The organism is Cellvibrio mixtus subsp. mixtus J3-8 (assembly GCF_000766945.1).
GTDB lineage: Bacteria > Pseudomonadota > Gammaproteobacteria > Pseudomonadales > Cellvibrionaceae > Cellvibrio > Cellvibrio mixtus_A.
Genome location: NZ_KN266207.1, coordinates 1,191,083 through 1,210,263 on the forward strand (window position 1 = coordinate 1,191,083; position 19,181 = coordinate 1,210,263).

Consider the following 19,181-nt stretch of genomic DNA (forward strand, 5'->3'; position numbering starts at 1 on the left):
CTCCTGGGTTGCCAGAAGCGTTTCAAAACAACAGATTAGATTGCTAACAACTTATATTTCCAAAAGAATGCGCGCAGGGTCTTCGAGCAGGTCTTTGATAGTAACGAGGAATTGCACAGCCTCTTTACCATCCAGCAAACGGTGATCGTAAGACAGGGCCAAATACATCATCGGCAGGATTTCTACCTTGCCATTGACTGCCATTGGACGCTCCTGGATCTTGTGCATACCCAGAATCGCCGATTGCGGCAGGTTCAGGATTGGAGTGGAAAGCAGTGAACCAAACACACCACCGTTGGTGATAGTGAATGTACCACCCGACATTTCTTCAATGCCCAACTTGCCATCGCGTGCGCGCAAACCAAAATCGCGAATGGTATTTTCAATTGTCGCCAGGCTCATATTTTCGGCGTTACGCAACACCGGAACTACCAGGCCTTTATCGGTAGATACCGCTACACCGATATCCTGATAACCGTGGTACACGATATCGTTGTTATCGATAGAAGCGTTAACTGCCGGGAAACGACGCAATGCTTCAGCAGCGGCTTTTACAAAGAAACTCATAAAGCCCAAACGTGAACCGCCGTGTGCTTTTTCAAATTGGTCTTTGTATTTTGCACGCAGTGCCATCACCGGGGCCATGTTCACTTCGTTAAACGTAGTGAGCATCGCGGTAGTGTTGGAAGCTTCGAGCAGACGCTCGGCAATACGTTTGCGCAAACGGGTCATTGGTACACGTTTTTCAACGCGATCACCCACTGCTTCAATAGCGGCAACCGGAGCAGCGGCAGCAGGTGCAGCAGCCGGGGTTGATTTGATGTGGTTGGCAACATCTTCTTTCAGCACGCGGCCATCTTTACCAGAGCCAGCAACAGAAGACGTGTTTACGTTGTTTTCTTCAGCCAATTTGCGTGCAGCAGGATTGACCGGTTTTTCGGCAGATGCAGCCGCAGGAGCGCTTGCCGCTGCAGGAGCAGCCGCCGGTGCTGACACAGCAGGAGCACTAGCAGCACCTTCAACAAAACGGGCAATGACTTCGTTACTCAGGACAGTCTCACCCTCGCCCTTCAAAATTTCAGCGATGCTGCCATCAGCAGGTGCAACAACTTCCAGTACCACCTTGTCAGTTTCAATATCAACAATCAGTTCATCGCGCTTGACAGCTTCGCCAGGTTTTTTGTGCCAGGTTGCTACCGTGCCATCAGCAACGGATTCAGGGAAGGTTGGGGCTTTGATTTCGATACTCATGCTATTCCATCTCTCTGTAGCGCTAGGATTATTTGATCAACTCAATCAGTTAAAAAGCTCTCACACAGTGAGAGCTTTGTTTACAAAACGTTTTTCTTCTTCGATATGCGCCGACATATAACCACCTGCCGGAGCTGCTGAAGGATCGCGACCTACGTAGTCCAAATGCAGTGACTTGCCGTAGACCTCGGCAACAACATGACGCATATGATGCTGGCTGCTATACCACGCGCCCTGGTTCATTGGCTCTTCCTGGCACCAGAAAATATCCTTGATATTTTTGAACGGCGCGAGTGCTACTTTCAATTCTGCCTCAGGGAATGGATACAACTGCTCCAGACGAATCAGTGCAACATTGTCGAGGTTGCGCGCGGTGCGTTCTTCCAGCAAGGTGTAGTAAACCTTACCGCTACACAGAATTACACGCTGCACTTTTGCAGGATCAACACTTGCATCAGCAATGACGTTTTGGAAACTGCCGTTTGCCAATTCTTCCAGCGTCGATGTTGCCAATTTATGACGCAGCAAGGATTTCGGGCTCATTACCACCAATGGACGACGCATCGGGCGAACCGCCTGGCGGCGCAGCATGTGGAATACTTGCGCAGGCGTTGATGGTACACAAACCTGGATATTGTGTTCTGCACACAATTGCATAAAGCGTTCAAGGCGAGCTGATGAGTGCTCCGGGCCCTGCCCTTCATAACCATGTGGCAACAACATAGTCAGGCCACTCAAGCGGCCCCACTTGTGTTCACCGCTGGTGATGAACTGGTCGATAACCACTTGTGCGCCGTTGGCAAAATCACCGAACTGGGCTTCCCAAATTACCAGGCCTTTTGGCGAGGTTGTGGAGTAACCATATTCGAATGCCAACACGGCTTCTTCAGATAAATAGGAGTCGAACAACTCAAATGACGGTTGATCAGGTTTCATGTTTGCCAGAGCAACATACGCTGAACCATCTTTCTGGCTGTGCACCACGGCATGGCGATGTGAGAAAGTACCACGACCAACGTCCTGGCCAGTCATACGCACAGGGTAACCTTGCTCTATCAAAGTGGCGTAAGCGAGGGTTTCAGCCATACCCCAGTTCAGCGGCAACGCACCACCGGCCATTTTGCGGCGGTCTTCGTAAATTTTCTCTACTTGCTTTTGCAACACGATTCCATCGGGAATCTCGCACATTTTGTACGCGGCGGCTTGCAATGCTTTTAATTCATAGCCGGTATTGGCTGGAGCAACCCAGTCATGGCCAATGTAAGGAGTCCAGTCAACAAATAATGTACGATCCGGCTCGCTCACCAAACCACTGGCAACGTGTTCACCGCGATCCAGTGCCGCGCGATAGTTGGTGGTCAACTCGTCTGCCGCTGCTTGAGTCAACAGGTTCTGTGCAACCAGTTTTTCCGCATAAAGCGTGCGAGTTGTTTTGAGGGCACGGATGATCTGGTACATCAGCGGTTGGGTTGCTGATGGCTCGTCGGTTTCGTTATGGCCGCGACGGCGATAGCAAACCAGATCGATCACTACATCCTTCTTGAATTCGTAGCGATAATCCATTGCCAGTTGGGCGATAAACAATACCGCTTCCGGATCATCACCATTTACGTGGAAAATCGGGCATTCGATCATCTTGGCAACGTCAGTACAGTATTCTGTCGAACGCGCGTCTTCACGTTTGTTAGTGGTAAAACCAACCTGGTTGTTGATCACAATATGTAGCGTGCCGCCAGTACCGTAAGCGCGAGTCTGGGACATCTGGAATGTCTCCATCACCACACCTTGGCCAGCAAACGCTGCATCGCCGTGGATATTAATCGCAACTACTTTTGAGCCGGTTTTATCGTTACGACGATCCTGGCGCGCACGCACAGAACCTTCAACTACCGGAGAAACAATTTCCAAATGCGACGGGTTAAACGCCATCGCCATATGCAATTCACCACCAGGAGTCATCACGTTGGATGAAAAACCCGAGTGATACTTCACGTCACCGGAAGTATTTAATGAACGCTTGCCATCAAACTCGGCAAACAATTCTGCAGGGTTTTTACCGAACACATTAACCAATGTGTTCAAACGGCCACGGTGCGCCATACCCAATACGATTTCTTTTGCACCGTAGGTACCCGCGCGTTTTACCAGCGCATCTACCAATGGAATGAAGCTCTCACCACCTTCAAGGCCGAAACGCTTGGTACCTGGATATTTACTATCAAGGTGACGCTCAAGGCCTTCCGCAGCGGTCAGACGTTCCAATAACGCCAAACGTTGTTCTTTGGTGAATTCCGGATTTGAACGAACGCTCTCAAGGCGTTGTTGCAACCATTGTTTTTCAGCCAATGGTGTGATGTGCATAATTTCAGCACCGATATGACCGCAATAGGTCTTCTCCAGTGCTTCAATAATTTCACGCAGGGTTGCCTGCTCTTTACCGATAAACAAAGTGCCGCTGCTAAATACGGTATCCAGATCAGCATTAGTCAAACCGTGGAATTGCAAATCCAGATCTGCAACCGGCTCACGCACCATCAATCCCAATGGATCAAGTTGTGCTTTCTGGTGGCCGCGGAAACGATAGGAGCTGATTAATTGCAGAACTTTAATTTGTTTTTGTTCGTGTTCTGCGCTCACTGAACCACCGGCAACAGTCACGGTGCGAACGCGGGATTTACCCAATTGCTCAAATTGAGCGCGAATCACTGAATGGGGAGTATCCTGGGTCAGTACGCCGTTCACACGGGGCAACTGATCGAAGTAGTTACGCCATTCTTCAGGAACGGCATTAGGATTGTGTAAATACGTGTCGTAGAGCTCTTCGACGTAAGCAGCGTTCCCACCGGAGATGTGAGACGTACTCCAAAATTGCTCCATAATGCTGTCTTGCATTCCACCCACCTTAATCTTTGGGGAATTATCCCCTGCTATCAACTAGCGGTTAGCTACCAAACGCTTTCAACTTGTGATTAAAAGCGCCGCTTTTAAGTCGCTATCACCCAAGGCGACAACGGACAGTTTTTGATTAAACAAGCGCAAATCGCTCATCAAATCATCAAGTTTTTGCCTGCTTCAGATACGCAAAAGCGCCACCTTAGGTAGCGCTCTGTAACAACATGTTGCGTATATGGCCGATGGCTCGTGTCGGGTTCAGCCCTTTGGGGCAAACCGCTACACAGTTCTGGATACCATGGCAACGGAACACACTGAAGGGGTCATCCAGATTGGCCAATCGTTTCTGGGTCGCCAGGTCACGACTATCAGCGAGGAAACGATAAGCCTGCAACAAACCGGCAGGACCGATAAATTTATCGGGGTTCCACCAGAAGGAAGGACAACTGGTTGAGCAACAGGCGCAGAGTATACACTCATAAAGGCCGTCAAGCTTCTCGCGATCTTCGGGAGATTGCAAACGCTCGATGGCCGGTGCGGGGGTATCGTTCTGCAAGTAGGGTTCAATTTTCTTGTATTGATCATAGAACTGGGTCATATCGACAACCAGATCGCGGATCACTGGTAAACCAGGTAGTGGACGCAAAATCAGCGTGTTATTTTTCACGCATTCGGAAATTGGCTTGATACAAGCCAAACCATTTTTACCATTGATATTCATACCGTCAGAGCCGCACACACCTTCACGGCATGAACGACGGTATGCCAAAGACTGGTCCTGTGCTTTTAACAACTCAAGAACATCGAGCACCATCAGGTCTTTACCCTGGGTGTCGACCTCATATTCTTTCATGTAAGGCGCATTATCAGTTTCTGGGTTGTAGCGATAAACTTGTACTTTCAACATGATTTCGGCTCCCGATGATTAGTAAGTGCGTTTCTTGGGTTGGAAAGCTTCCATAGTGCGCGGTTTGAAATTCACCGCACGCTTGCCAACGCGCTTTTCGCCGGGGAAATATATTGAGTGACACAGCCAATTGGCATCGTCACGGTCTTCGTAGTCTTCGCGTGCGTGTGCACCGCGGGACTCTTTACGCTCTTCGGCAGCGATCGCTGTCGCTTCAGCCACTTCAAGCAGGTTTTGCAATTCAAGCGCTTCAATACGTGCGGTATTGAATGCGTTGCTCTTGTCAGTGATCGCCACGTTTTCGATGCGCTTACGCAATTCAGCCAACTGCTCAATACCCTTCTGCATAAACTCACCTTTACGGAATACACCGAAGTAGTTTTGCATAATGGTTTGCAGCTCTTTACGCAGGACCGCTGCACTTTCGCCGCTGGTAGAGTTGTTGATTTTGTTCAGGCGCGCCATCGCTTTATCGATATCAGCCTGGGTTGCGTCGCGATGCTCAATACCTTCACGCAACGCCTTCTCGATGTACAAACCTGCTGCGCGACCAAACACCACCAGATCAAGCAATGAGTTACCGCCCAAACGGTTTGCACCGTGTACCGATACGCAAGCTACTTCACCACAGGCAAAGAGGCCATCAATGACTACGTCATTACCGTTGGCATCAACGGTCAAAGCCTGGCCATTCACGTTGGTAGGAACACCACCCATCATGTAGTGACAGGTTGGAACCACAGGGATTGGAGCGTAAACAGGATCAACGTGAGCAAAGGTACGGGACAATTCGCAGATGCCTGGCAACTTGCTCTCAAGAACTTCTTCACCGAGGTGATCCAGTTTCAGCAATACGTGATCTTTGTTCGGACCAACACCGCGACCCGCAATAATTTCCTGGATCATGGAACGCGCTACTACGTCACGGCCAGCAAGGTCTTTCGCATTGGGGGCATAACGCTCCATGAAGCGCTCGCCATCAGAGTTGATCAGGTAACCGCCTTCACCGCGGCAACCTTCAGTTACCAATACCCCGGCACCGGCAATACCGGTCGGGTGGAACTGCCACATTTCGATATCCTGTACCGGGAAGCCGGCACGCAACGCCATACCTACACCGTCACCGGTATTGATGTGGGCGTTGGTAGTAGACGCGTAGATGCGCCCTGCACCACCGGTCGCCAATACAGTTGCCTTGGCTTTTACATAAACAGTTTCGCCATCTTCAATATTAATGGCGATAACACCAACCACAGCGCCATCGGCATTTTTAACCAGATCAACAGCAAACCACTCATTCAGGAATACCGTTTTATTCTTCAGGTTGCCTTGGTACAGGGTGTGAAGAAGAGCGTGGCCGGTACGGTCCGCCGCCGCACAAGTACGCGCAGCCTGGCCACCTTCGCCGAAGTTTTTGGATTGACCACCGAACGGGCGCTGGTAGATGCGGCCATTTTCAGTACGTGAGAATGGCAAGCCCATATGCTCAAGCTCAAATACCGCTTCAGGACCAACAGAACACATATATTCAATTGCATCCTGGTCACCGATGTAATCTGAACCTTTTACAGTGTCATACATGTGCCAGCGCCAATCATCGTTCGGGTCAGCACTGGCAATCGCACAAGTAATACCGCCCTGGGCAGATACGGTGTGCGAACGGGTTGGAAATACTTTGGTAATTACAGCTGTTTTGTAACCGGATTGGGCCAACTGCAATGCCGCGCGCATACCGGCGCCGCCGCCGCCAATCACAATACCGTCAAAAGAAATCGTGCGCATAGTAGACATTAGTTAATTCCCCAAATCACTTGAACACCCCAGACCAGATAGGTAACTGCTACAGCACCCAACACAATCTGCGCAAATATGCGTAAGAAGGTGGCTTTTGAACCCATCAGGCGCACGGTTAAATAATCAGTGAGCACCGCCCACAAACCAATCCACGCATGGGAAATAAAGGAAAGCAACGTAACGAGGGTAAATACACGCATCCATAATTGGTTATAGAGTGATTGCCACTGCTCAAACGTCAATTCAGGATTTAATACGAGATATACAACGATGAAGATGGTGTAAGCCGCCATCACGGCACCGCCGACGCGCTGGATCAGCCAATCATAAAGGCCGCTACGTCCGAAACTGGTTACTGAAGTTACCATACCCAAACTCCCGCCAATACAATCAATACGACAGCAACGCTTAATGCGAGCCATGCACCGGTTTTACCACCTTTCAAGGATTCACCAACGCCAAAATCCATAATGAGGTGACGGATACCCATCGCAGTGTGATAAGCCAACGCAGCTAAAACCACCCACAGGATAGCCTGACAAATTGGATTCGCCCCAAGATCGCGAATGCTATTGAATCCCTCTTGTGAATCCAGGCTGGCATCGAGCATCCATAAAAGGAAGGCAACACCTGCGAAGAGGAAAACGCCGGAAACACGATGAAGGATGGAAACGTAAGCGGTGATGGGAAGTTTGATAGTAGATATATCGAGGTTGACAGGTCTTTTCTTGTTCACGGTCTATCTCACCTGGTTGCCCATCGCGGGCAGGTTTAAGAATAAGCGCTTCATTTTTATCACCGGAAAGTGACCTCTAATGAAACACGCCCTGCAAGTCGCGCAGCATTATAGAGATTGACCTCTCGAAACACAAACAAAAAGCCGCACTCAAGTCTTCATAATCAAAGATGTGAAAATGATTGCAGATATTTAACGAAATTTTTACACAAACCACTGATATTCATAAAAAATTTTCATGAAAATGCACTTCACGCGAGCATTTTTGTCGCCCTGGCCCCACACCAGTGCAAAGAATTTTCGGTGATTTTTGACGACTCGCACCAGATAATTCAGATGACAATTAAAATTTAATAAAAGATAAAAGAAATTGCCCCCGGATGTGCCAAAAACTTTCGCCTTAACAATCAAGTCATCTATAATGCCGCTCGCTAACGGCAGCGTCAGTAAAACCACAATAGCTGACTAGTCCATAAAAAGTAGCCAGCCCATAACGCCACTTGTAGAAAGTAGATATGAGTTTAGCTTTGATTTAAACGGCTAACTGCAGCAGACTACCTACAGTTTTTATTCGATGAGCAGAGCGAAACATGCTTCTCTCAAGCCTTAAGTCCAATCAGTAAGCACAGGAGTCAGTAATGACTGACAAGAAAGCACATCTCAAGATTGATGGCATTGATACGACGATTGAATTACCTATTTATTCAAGCACTATCGGCCCTGATGTTATCGACGTTACCAGTATTACCAAGAATGGCTTTTTCACGTTTGACCCGGGCTTTATGTCCACCGCCTCATGCGAATCGAAGATTACGTTTATTGATGGCGATGAAGGTGTGTTACTCCACCGCGGTTACCCGATTGAACAACTGGCTGTCTCCTCTGATTACATCGAAACCTGTTACCTCCTCCTGAATGGCGAATTGCCAACCCCGGCGCAAAAAGAAGAATTCACTGCCGAAGTTAAAAAACATTCTGTTGTAGATCCTTCCGTTGCCAACATCATTAAAAGCTTCAAGCGCGAATCCCATCCGATGGCAATCCTGTGTAGCGCTGTGGCTGCATTGGCGGCGGTATACAACGATGAAATCGACATTACCAATGCCGAGAGCCGCAAGCTCACCGCCTATCGCCTGATCGGCCAAATCGCCACGCTCTCATCCATGGTTTACAAACATCGCAAAGGCGAAGAGTTTGTAGCACCGGATAGCAATCTTGATTACGCCGAAAATTTCCTGAACATGACCTTCGGCACCGCTGGCCAACCTTCCAGTGTCAGCAAAACCATTGCCAAGGCAATGGACAGGATCTTTATCCTGCACGCTGATCATGAACAAAATGCGTCAACGTCAACTGTTCGTTTGTCCGGTTCATCAGGCACCAATCCTTTCGCTGCGATTGCCGCCGGTATTTCAACACTCTGGGGCCCGGCCCATGGCGGCGCCAACGAAGCCGTGCTGGAAATGCTGGAAGAAATCGGTACTGTTGAAAACATTGAGGCATGTGTTGCCCGCGCTAAAGATAAAACCTCTGGCTTCCGCCTGATGGGCTTCGGTCACCGTGTGTACAAAAACTTTGACCCGCGCGCCAAAGTAATGAAACAAACCTGCGATGAAGTATTGTCTGAATTAGGCCTGGAGAATGAGCCATTACTTGCGATTGCGAAACGCCTTGAGCAAATCGCGCTGGAAGATCCCTATTTCATCTCCAAAAAACTTTATCCAAACGTAGACTTCTACTCAGGCATTATCATGAAAGCAATCGGTATTCCGACCGAAATGTTCACTGTGATTTTTGCCTTGGGTCGCGCTGTGGGTTGGTACTCCCATTGGAATGAAATGGTTAGCACCTCTTACAAAATTGGTCGCCCGCGTCAGCAATATACCGGTAGCCCAAAGCGCGACTATCCTAAAAAATAGTATTTTCGAAAATAGCACTCTCGAAAATAGAGATGTCGAAAATAGTTGTTTTGAAAATAGTTCGAAACATTATTTAAAAATAAAAAGGCCGCAATTTTTGCGGCCTTTTTATTTTCCAGCATTCATTAATTCAACCGGATAATGCGGTTTTGCGCTCCCGGAGCAATTTGCACACCGCTAAGTGAAGCATCGGCATCATTTAATGGATTGGCAAAAAATGCTTCGAGTGCATCAACATCCTGGGCACCACCCAAACGTTGTTTCCCCTTGGCGAGAATAAAAAACTTATCGCCACCATCCGCCAGGAAATTATTAACCGTTATACGGTATTCAAGTGCGGGATCAATGGCCTTGCCATTCAACGTAATGGACGCTTGCGCAACCTTGTCGCAACCCGGCCCGAGCGCGGACCAGGTATAAATAAAACCGGAAGACACTTGCAAGATACGATTAAACGCCTGGCCGGTATCACCTGCCGGATAATTCCAGCTCGCTGGCGCATTACCAGCATGGCAACCGGTAAATTGCTGCTCCAACAAAATATGGATTTGTTCCCCGGATAATGTCAGCGTGGTCAAACTGTTTCCGAAAGGCTGCACAGTAAATACTTCACCATAGGTTACCTTGCCATCGCCCTCACCTGCCGCGCTGGAAGGATAGAGCAACCCGGGCGCACGGATTCCACCAGGATTCATAAATGCAACGACTGCGTTGCCCTTATCACTGGCACCCGTTGCCTGCAATTGTGCATCGGCAATCACATCGCCCAATGCCGATTCACCCGCAGCATTAAGAGCTGAATCCGGCATAGCCGCCGTAATTTCGCCAATCACTCGATTGGCGATGGGCATCGCTAGCGCGCGGTATTTACTCACAATCGCTGCAATTTCTGCATCGGGCACTACGCCCGTCGCCGACCGATCAACCACTTTATTTTGTGCAGTCACAGACGTGATATCACCATTTTTTGGATTCACTTCAATATCAATGTCCGTTAATACCCGGCCGATGGAATTGGCACTCGTTACCGAAATCAGTCGGCCCGATTTATTGGGCAATAAACAATTGTAGGCCTGATGGGTGTGGCCGGAAATTACCAAATCAACCTCATCATCCAAACGATTCACAAGCGGCGCGATATGTGTCCCCGCCAGATTCCCCACGCACGAATTAATAGTATCCGCCGCCTGGGTTACCGGCTGCGTTCCACCCTGGTGAATCAACACTACAACCGCCCTTACTCCGCGCGCGCGCAATTTGGGAATCAACGCATTTACAGTTGTTGCCTCATCAAGAAATTCCAAACCGGCAACACCGCTGGGAGAAACGATGGTGGGAGTTTCCTTTAACGTCATGCCGATAAATGCAACACGAACCGCACCAAACGTTTTAATGGCATAGGGAACAAATACTGTTTTTTTGCTGACTGCATCTTGTACGTTGGCAGCAAGGAACGAAAATTGTGCACCTTCAAACGGAACAGGTGTTCCCACGATTGCGCCCTGGCAGCTATTTGAATCAGAAGGATGGCATCCACCTTTTTGCATGCGCACTAACTCTTCGCGGCCCTCATCAAATTCATGATTGCCTACCGCATTGAATTCCAGCCCCAAACGATTCATTGCTTCGATTGTAGGTTCATCATGAAATAATGCAGAAATTAATGGTGTTGCGCCAATCAGGTCACCGGCAGAAACAACGGCATTGTTTGGATTTTTTGATTTTAATGAATCGACATAAGCAGCCATCCATTCAACACCACCGACAGGAATTGCAGGTGCCGCCGTAGCAGCATTTGCGCGCAACGTTCCCGGCGCTTCCAATTGGCCGTGAAAATCATTAAACGCAATAATTTTTACCGGAACATCTGCCGCATAGATAGAACCCGAACAAACCGAAAAACCCAGCAATTTTACCAAACAATTTATTAATTTCATTTCGCAACTCCTTTATCAGAAAAAGCAGCAGCGATGCGCCATTTTTGACGGATGAATAACAATATAAATGCACCAACGCCCAATAATGCAAATATGCCGGATTCATTTACATCCACAATTTTTAATCCACCCGCTGTGGCCAGGTAAGGAAAGCCATATTCGTCAGTGGCAGACTGTTTCAAAAAACCGGTTACTGTGTAATCACCAGGCACCAATAAAACAGATAGGCGACTAAACCCAGGAGCCATCCAAGCCGCATCAAGATCAATTCCAACATACGCAGCTGAGCTTGCAGCAACCGAAGAGCTTGTGTAATTAACGCCGTTAATTAACAGATTGAATACATCGCCAGCCAATCCGGCATCCACCAGATTTAAGAATGCAGAATTTGTTAAAGAAAAGGAAAACGCGAGCGCCGAACCGTCGCCACGATAACCAGACAATTCGTCGTTTTGGGCATCAATCCACTCAGTACCGCCCGATAGTGAAACAATTTCATCCACATCAAACAAATACCAACTTCCCTTTACCGGATAAATTTCTGTGGCGCCTGCCCTTGCAGACATTACACCAACCAGCAACAAGCTAGCGATTAAAAATAAATGGTTACGCATATCCTTCTCCGTTATTGATTACCAGCAATAGCGCACAAGCTTGTGCACGCACTCAATAAAATGCTGGCCGGAGAATATGAAATTTGCTTGATAATTTGATGAAAGTTTTTATACAGGAAGGAAAAGCGTGATGTAAATAACCAAATCCCCGACCATTAACGATCAGGGATTTTGGTGTATCAATGTAGCCTGCCTAAAAATTCCAATCAGCCATTACCCAGAACTTAGTGGTATCAGTGTAGTTAGCATTGGTATCCCCCATGGAATATTGGGCATATTTTGCTGTCCATACTACCGCACCATATTTTTTGCTTAAACTGAAATTAATTTCATCACCAAAATCGATACCCCCTTCATCCGAGTCATATTTGTGATAACTCACCAAAGCTTGAGCCCCCAGGATAGTTGCACCAGCATTTAAATAAGTATCTTCCAAACCTGCTGCAGGTGTAGCCAGGAATTTATCAGCCCATCCCTGAAAGGCGTGCAGGGTTGCCAGTGGTGTTGCAAAACCATATTTGCCGTCATCTGACCCGAGAAGCTCATAGCCCACAGTGAGACTGTAACGACTAACATTGCAGGTAACCTCAGCCAATGTGTAATCAGCCTCAAATAATTTTGCAGCGCCAGCATCCTGCTGCTTTGCGTATTCAAGATTGTAGAGAAACGCCTCGCCAACAGCACCTTGCCAACGAATACCAAAAGTGTCGCTGGTTAAACCACGTTGTGCGATTGGATCATTAACATCAAGTAAATATGCATAACCAATTAATTTCCCTGCATCAAAACCAGTGTAACTTGCATTGAGTACATGGCTGTCCATATGCAGATCACCCAATGCCGGATTATCCTCGCCGAAAACACGGTTTACGTTGCTAATGTAGGCGTAAGTAAAATTGGTGTAGCGAATAGTTTTATTTGTCCAAGATAAACCATCATAAGTTTGCTCATTCTGCCTCCAGCCAACATTGCCAATAAAACGTGAGTTATCCAGCACAAGTCGTTGGCGGCCATATTTAACCTGGTTATTAAAATTGGTGTAAGAAATAAACGCCTGATTAACCTCGGTTCCCGTTGGGTCAGCAATGACAGCCACAGTATTGCGCTCTGCCCATAAAGGATCTGTCGCTGCTGCGGAAGTCCGATAATCGACATCATTTGTCATTTCACTGATGTTATCCACCTCACCGGTAAAGCCAAAACCATTCCATGCCCCCGATTGATAAGATATACGTGAGCGAGTCGTCCACGCATCCGCTTTACGCTCACCATTTTTTTTGCCCGCAGCATCCAATGTATCTTCAGTAACATCTTCAAACCGTGTACGAAAATTTATTTTTACTACACTACCTTGTTGCAAAGACTCAGTGAATGTTTTTGCAGAAAGACTTGGCGCCGCGCATAGCAACGAACTTGTGGCAGCTGCAAAAAGATGAATCATATTTTTTTTCATAGAGCCGTCTCCAGTTTTGGAAAATGTGTGTGGTTTTACGATCAACACCAATAACGACAATAAATATTTTTTAGCCAGGTTTTGTCATGCACTAAAAAAATCATTGATTTAAATTGAGAGTACAATACAGGTGTGACTGATCCCCACAGGAGCAAGGCTTATGCCAATCGCTTTTTTAAAACAGCCTTTAAGGAGTAATTCATTATTAATCAAAGGGATATAATTTCTTAAAATTGAAATAGAAATTTTTTATTATTTTTTCAATTGCTCTTTTATGGTGAGCCAGGAATGGGCAATGCGTCATTTGAAAACAAACATTAAAAATTTCACGCACAATTAAAACGCAACCTAATGCACAGTATTTTTTTGACATGCACAATTAGATAGCAAAGCATGAAAACTTATTTGTTAAAACACAGGTGCCAGCCGAGAAAAATGTAACAAAAAAGGCCGCTTGCTTACGCAGGCGGCCTTGGCACAACGGTATCATCTCAGGCTATTCGAACTCCCACCCCTTTGGCTAATCCCTTTTCTATACGCACTTGAGAAAATGTCACATCCAGCTTGCCATTTGCAACCAAGGTGAACGGCTCAAGAATCAGCGCAAATAATTCTTGCGGTGTGCGCTTCAAGCCGAAATCCGTACCCGCATCGGGATAATCTTTTAAATCCACTAACAAAGTTTTCCATCCCTTGCCAGCTATTTCAGCAAGTTCGTTAGTAATCTCAACTTGCGAATGACAAGATGGACCGCAACCTATACGCACCCACGCCTGAGCTTGTGGGGGAACATCAACCTTGATATCAAAAACCAAAGCAGAATCCGTTTCATAGTAATCACTTAATACCTGGCGATTGGGTGTTGATATCGCCACCAAACCTTCGCCTTCGCCGTTCCATACCGCACGGCGAGCATCTTCTTGAACATCTTTATCCACACAGCTGACGGTCAAAGTCGATACGCTTGCAATATTGCCATTAAGCGCAGTGCGGTCGTTATTCTTGCCTTCAAGAATGATGCCGTAAATTCCCAAGGGGCGACGGTTAAATAATTCCAGAACATGGGAAGTTGCTTCAAAGCTGATTCCTTCTTCAGAAAGATCATCGCGCAATAAATCTTCTTCGCCGTACTTCAGGCCAAAACCATAAGCAAATAATGGATCGTATTCTTTATCACCAATATTTAACGTTCCCTGATCAGGGCGTTTCGGCCAGGAAAAAGATAACTGCCCTTTTACCGGGTGGTTAATTTTGCCGTCTACCGTTTTAAAAATAACATCAGCAACACCAGCACCTTCTGTACCCGGTTGCCAGATAACAGCAAACGCATCTGAAGCATTGAGTTCACGATTGATCCACATAGGGCGACCGGTCACAAACAGCGCTACAACCGAAATACCATCGCTCTTCAATTTTTTGAGCAATTCCAAATCAGAGGTATCGCCAGCTTTCAATAATTGATGCTGGATATCGCCCTGCATTTCGGCATAAGGATCTTCGCCGAAAATGACGATGGCGACATCTGGCTTTTCGGTATAGGAGCCATCGATACTTAATTGCACCGAACCACCAGCTGCTGCAACAACAGATTCAATTCCCATCCACAACGTTGTTGCGCCAGGGAAATCAGCCATAGTATTACCTGTGCCCTGCCAGTTAATTGACCAACCCCCGGTTTGCTTACTGATATTGTCCGCACCATCGCCAGCCACCAGAATTTTTGCGTCAGGCGATAATGGCAATAAATTATTTTTATTTTTTAACAATACAATCGATTCACGCACCGCCTGACGTGCAACGGCGCGATGCTCTACAGCACCTAATAAATCATCGCGCCCCGCTAATGGACGAGAGGACGGCAAACCTTTTTCCCATAAATTCGCACGCAGTTTCACACGCAATACACGGCGCACCGCATCGTCTACACGACTCAAGGGAATTGTTCCATCCTGCGCTTGTGCAAGCGTGTTTCGATACAATTGTTTCCACTCAGGGTCCGGTACCATATAAATATCCAACCCGGCGTTCAACGCCTGGGGACAATTCAATGGGGTTGCACCTGCAACAAAACCGTGGCCATTCCAATCGCCAACAACCAAACCGTCAAAACCCATTTGATCCTTCAATACATCCGTCAACAAATAACGATGCCCATGCATATGCTCGCCATGCCAACTATTAAAAGAAGCCATTACCGTTTGCACGCCCGCTTCTATCGCACTGTAATAACCGGCCGCATGGATACGATACAAACTTTCTTCATCATCAATGCAGTTGCCGCGATCAATTCCATTGAGGGTTCCACCATCAGCGATAAAATGCTTGGCTGTCGAAATCACTTTATATTTGGACAGAAACTCTGCGCTTTGCGCAACACCTTGCAATCCATTTACCATTTCACTGGCGTAGTCGCGCACCAGATCAGGATGTTCAGACCAGGATTCGTAAGTGCGCCCCCATCGATCATCGCGCGCTACGGCAACAGTGGGAGAAAAGTCCCAATCAAGGCCAGTGACTGCAATTTCTGTGGCAGTGATGCGGCCAATTTCTTTAATCAATTCCGGATTGCGCGTAGCCCCCAGGGCAATGTTATGCGGGAACAAGGTTGCACCAACAATATTGCCAACCCCATGGACCGCATCGGTGCCCCACATTATCGGAATCGCCAATTTGCCATCGCTATCATCCATAGATGCCTGGTAATAAGCATCTGCAATGGCTAACCAATCGGCAGCTTTTGAATAGCGATTACCATTGGGCACAGAGCCACCGCCATTAAGGACAGAACCAATGTGGTATTCCTTGACATCAGCAGGCGTTAAATGGCGAATTTCCGGCTGGATCAGTTGGCCAATTTTTTCTTCCAGGCTCATTTGCGCAAGCAAATCATCAATTTTTGCCTCAATCGCCGGGTCTTTTTTCACTTTACTGGTGATACTTGGCCACTGCACGTTTGCAACCTCCATAGGTACTTAACTATAAAAATTAGGGAAATCTAGCTCCCACAAAGAAAAATCCGGACCATGCATTAAGCATAGGCTTTTAAATAAAGCCATGAAATGAACAGAAGTATCCCTGAGAAAATGGAGCCCGCCTCATTGCCAAACGGGGCTGCATTGGAACTCATTGTTATCACTGAGCCAGATTGAATGAATATATTCTCTTATAAGACCAAGGTGCGCACATAAATGCCGTCTTGCACGTCCAGGCTGGCGAAAACTACTATTAATTGACAGCGCTGTCAACGGCATCTAAACCGAGGTTTATTTAACCTGGGAAATGGTCTCATAATTTAGTCTGATTGGCATCAAAATTAGCTAAGACCGCATCCAGCAAAGTACCGTCATGCTCCACATTGTAAATAAATGGAAGTTTAAAGCCGGTATTTAAAAGTGAATTTCCGCCTATTCTGTTTAATGGTATCCTCCCGCCTCTAACCATTACTACAAACACACCATCCATAACTATTTGATCTTCTTTATAAAAGAAGTTGAGGAGTCACATGAGCCTGTTACTGGTTGCAGATATCGGCGGCACCAATGGCCGTTTCGGCCTGGTTGAGTTCGACGCAGAGAAAAATCGCGCGCGCGGAAAAATTAATTACACAGCAGAGCGCCAAATCACCCTTAAATGCGCCAATTACGCCGATATGGCGACGATGATTAAAGCGTGTTGTGCCGAATTCGGAATCGCCATCCCTGACCATGGCTGCCTGGCAATTGCCGGCCCTATTGAAAATGGCCAAGCGGCCATGACTAACCTGAACTGGAAGTTTTCAATCGAAGGGTTGCGCGACCAATTAGGCATGAAAACCTTGCATGTGATTAACGATTTTGCCTCCCTCGCCTACGCAGTCCCTTTCTTGCAAGAAAATGAATTGGTAACACTGTATGACTCCAATAAATCCAACCCGCATGCACCGATTGTTGTAATGGGTCCAGGTACAGGATTCGGGATGGCAGCACTGGTCCCCAACAACGGTAATTGGAACATTATTCCTACCGAAGGTGGCCATGCGAGTTTTGCTCCAACCAATGAAAAAGAATTGGATATCAAATCCTTTTTATTGAAGGAACAAAACCATGTATCAGTTGAAAATATTTTATCCGGCGGCGGTTTGGTAACACTGTATCGCGCGCTTGCGCACAACGCAGGAGTAGAAGCAAAAGCATATACGCCTGCTGATGTAAGCACCAAAGGCTTGGCCGATGAAGATGATTTATGTCGTGAGGCAGTGTTAACGTTTTGCGATGTATTAGGTGAAGTCGCTGGTGATAAAGCGTTATCCCTCGGTGCTAAAGGTGGAGTTGTAATTGGCGGAGGAATTACTCCAAAACTGGTTGGACTTTTACCCGAATCCCATTTCCTTGAGCGTTACAAAAACAAAGGCCCGATGGCAGGTTATGTTAGCGACATTTCCATTCGTCTGATTGTGAATGATAAAGCGGCATTAGTTGGCTCGGCGGCGTGGTTGATTAACAACACACCAGCCCTGAAAAATATTTGATCGAGGCGCGCTAGTAATCAAAAAAAATGCACCTTCAGGTGCATTTTTTTTGCAGACAGTTTCATCTTTAGTGTTTATCTTTAATTTTTATTAATGGGCCGGTGGAATCACGGACAATAATACTGGAACTCAACATACTTGCCGGCAATTGAATCTCGCGCCCTTTCAGCTGCTTTAATAACAGATCTGTGGCCTTCTTTGCCATTTGACGAATCGGTTGGCGAATTGTGGTTAATGATGGATAAATCTGATGCGCAACCGGAGTATCGTCAAATCCTGCTACTGATAATTGCGCAGGAATTTTTACTCCTGATTGATGAGCAACCATCATAACACCTGCCGCCATGTCATCGTTCGCAGCAAAAATCGCAGTGGGGCGCTGTGCGTGCTGCAATAATTTTTTCCCGCAAATTTCTCCGGACTCAAATGAGTTATCGCCTTGCTCCACCAAATCTTTTATAAGTGGCAAATCATTTTCAATTAAAGCCGCTTTGTATCCTTCATAACGTAATGACATTGCACGGTGATCCGGGTGTCCACAAATAAAACCAATTCGGGTATGACCCAATGCAATTAACTGGCAGGTCATATCGTATGACGCTTCCTCATCATTAGTTTCAACATACGGCGATAAGGATTTATATTCAGTGGGAGCAACACGGACAAACGGAATATTCATTTTCTTTAGCGAGTTAATGACCGTCATGTTGTCGGAGAGCGGCGGCGTTAGCATCACACCATCGACCCGTTTTTCCAAAATCAGATCCATTACTTCATTTAATACATTAGGGTCACGATGGATTGCGGGATGCACTAGCAATTCGTAACGCTGCGGGCGACAGATTTCCAGAACACCTTCCTGAATATCCAATACATAGTGCGCACTTGGGTGTCCGTAAATAAGGCCTAATAGATAGGAGCGATTTCCAGCAAGGCTACGCGCCGATTGATTGGGTCGATAATCCAACTCAGCAATAGCGGCTTCAACTTTTTCGCGGGTTGCAGGCCGTACATTAGGTTCATTATTTACCACTCGCGAAACCGTTTTAATGGATACGCCTGCCAGAGCGGCTACATCATCAATCGTTGCTTTTGCCACTGCCTTAACCTCTTGGTTGAATTTATTATCGCTATCTCCTTGAAGCCAATATTAAGTCGAATTGACAATAAG

General features: G+C 47.0%; 13 protein-coding genes. 2 read left to right on the top strand and 11 right to left on the bottom strand.

Annotation, left to right across the window (positions count from 1 at the left end):
* Window positions 1–51: 51 nt before the first annotated feature.
* From odhB to sdhC, 6 genes are all read right to left on the bottom strand, one after another.
* Window positions 52–1,251, bottom strand: a complete 1,200-nt coding sequence (gene odhB / locus A596_RS10105; protein ID WP_039914117.1) for a 2-oxoglutarate dehydrogenase complex dihydrolipoyllysine-residue succinyltransferase — start codon at window positions 1,249–1,251, stop codon at window positions 52–54.
* A gap of 60 nt (window positions 1,252–1,311) precedes the next feature.
* Window positions 1,312–4,143 (bottom strand): 2-oxoglutarate dehydrogenase E1 component, encoded by a 2,832-nt coding sequence (locus A596_RS10110; protein WP_039914120.1) that lies wholly within the window; start codon window positions 4,141–4,143, stop codon window positions 1,312–1,314.
* A gap of 202 nt (window positions 4,144–4,345) precedes the next feature.
* Complete coding sequence (locus A596_RS10115; protein ID WP_039914122.1) at window positions 4,346–5,050, bottom strand: succinate dehydrogenase iron-sulfur subunit; 705 nt, start codon at window positions 5,048–5,050, stop codon at window positions 4,346–4,348.
* Between the two features lie 18 nt (window positions 5,051–5,068).
* Window positions 5,069–6,841: a succinate dehydrogenase flavoprotein subunit gene (gene sdhA, locus A596_RS10120; RefSeq protein ID WP_039914123.1), complete on the bottom strand. Its 1,773-nt coding sequence runs from the start codon at window positions 6,839–6,841 to the stop codon at window positions 5,069–5,071.
* Complete coding sequence (gene sdhD, locus A596_RS10125; RefSeq protein WP_039914124.1) at window positions 6,841–7,212, bottom strand: succinate dehydrogenase, hydrophobic membrane anchor protein; 372 nt, start codon at window positions 7,210–7,212, stop codon at window positions 6,841–6,843. The genes sdhA and sdhD overlap by 1 nt, the downstream gene beginning before the upstream one ends.
* Window positions 7,206–7,580 (bottom strand): succinate dehydrogenase, cytochrome b556 subunit, encoded by a 375-nt coding sequence (sdhC, locus tag A596_RS10130; protein ID WP_039914126.1) that lies wholly within the window; start codon window positions 7,578–7,580, stop codon window positions 7,206–7,208. The genes sdhD and sdhC overlap by 7 nt, the downstream gene beginning before the upstream one ends.
* Window positions 7,581–8,218: 638 nt before the next feature.
* On the opposite strand from sdhC, the gene A596_RS10140 reads away from it, so the two are divergent.
* Window positions 8,219–9,499, top strand: coding sequence for a citrate synthase (locus A596_RS10140; protein WP_039914130.1), 1,281 nt, complete (start codon window positions 8,219–8,221; stop codon window positions 9,497–9,499).
* Window positions 9,500–9,624: 125 nt separating this feature from the next.
* Here A596_RS10140 and A596_RS10145 read toward each other — a convergent pair whose 3' ends face one another.
* The 4 genes from A596_RS10145 to A596_RS10160 form a co-directional block, all read right to left on the bottom strand.
* Window positions 9,625–11,436 carry a bifunctional metallophosphatase/5'-nucleotidase gene (locus A596_RS10145; protein WP_052417380.1) on the bottom strand — a complete coding sequence of 604 codons (1,812 nt, stop codon included), beginning with the start codon at window positions 11,434–11,436 and terminating at the stop codon, window positions 9,625–9,627.
* Complete coding sequence (locus A596_RS10150) at window positions 11,433–12,050, bottom strand: hypothetical protein (RefSeq protein ID WP_039914132.1); 618 nt, start codon at window positions 12,048–12,050, stop codon at window positions 11,433–11,435. The genes A596_RS10145 and A596_RS10150 overlap by 4 nt, the downstream gene beginning before the upstream one ends.
* A 193-nt stretch (window positions 12,051–12,243) precedes the next feature.
* Complete coding sequence (locus tag A596_RS10155) at window positions 12,244–13,503, bottom strand: alginate export family protein (RefSeq protein ID WP_039914133.1); 1,260 nt, start codon at window positions 13,501–13,503, stop codon at window positions 12,244–12,246.
* 491 nt (window positions 13,504–13,994) lie between these two features.
* A complete protein-coding gene (locus tag A596_RS10160; RefSeq protein ID WP_039914619.1) occupies window positions 13,995–16,454 on the bottom strand; it encodes a glycoside hydrolase family 3 protein in 2,460 nt (819 codons plus the stop codon).
* A gap of 551 nt (window positions 16,455–17,005) precedes the next feature.
* On the opposite strand from A596_RS10160, the gene glk reads away from it, so the two are divergent.
* The gene (glk, locus tag A596_RS10165) at window positions 17,006–18,010 is read left to right on the top strand and encodes a glucokinase (RefSeq protein ID WP_039914134.1); all 1,005 of its coding nucleotides are present in this window, start codon (window positions 17,006–17,008) and stop codon (window positions 18,008–18,010) included.
* A 67-nt stretch (window positions 18,011–18,077) separates the two neighbouring features.
* On the opposite strand, the gene A596_RS10170 is transcribed toward glk, so the two are convergent.
* Window positions 18,078–19,109, bottom strand: a complete 1,032-nt coding sequence (locus A596_RS10170) for a LacI family DNA-binding transcriptional regulator (protein WP_039914136.1) — start codon at window positions 19,107–19,109, stop codon at window positions 18,078–18,080.
* Window positions 19,110–19,181: the final 72 nt, after the last annotated feature.